This window comes from Pseudomonas sp. AC463, assembly GCF_979253585.1.
Map to the genome: position 1 here is coordinate 1 of NZ_CEEDDZ010000327.1, position 327 is coordinate 327.

A 327-nucleotide genomic window follows, 5' to 3' on the forward strand; every position below is an offset into this window, starting at 1 on the left:
GCGCCAGCCACTGGATCGAAGGCGCCGACGACAACGCCAAAGCCATGGGCATGCAGCCGCTGCTAAGTGGCGTGAAATCCGAGGACGAAGGGCTGTTCGTGCGCCAGCACGCCTACTGGGCGCAAGCAATGCAGAAGGCCATCGCCAGCGAGCGCGCCAACCTGATCGCCACCGACGCGGAGGACGTAGCATGAGCGCCAATCGCCAGCTGATCCTCGACTTCATCTACCGCGAAGCGCGTCTGCTCGACGACCGTCAGTGGGATGAATGGCTGGAGTGCTATTCGAGCAAGGCGGTGTTCTGGATGCCGGCCTGGTACGATAACGA

Annotated in this window: 1 protein-coding gene and 1 pseudogene; both read left to right on the top strand. The window is 62.7% G+C overall.

Features of this window, described 5'->3' with window-relative positions:
* Positions 1-194: pseudogene (locus AC0IYH_RS30355) on the top strand (benzoate 1,2-dioxygenase large subunit); the annotation flags it as partial.
* On the top strand, positions 191-327 hold a 137-nt coding region (locus tag AC0IYH_RS30360; RefSeq protein ID WP_471837853.1), incomplete at its 3' end, for an aromatic-ring-hydroxylating dioxygenase subunit beta. The pseudogene AC0IYH_RS30355 and the gene AC0IYH_RS30360, both read left to right, overlap by 4 nt.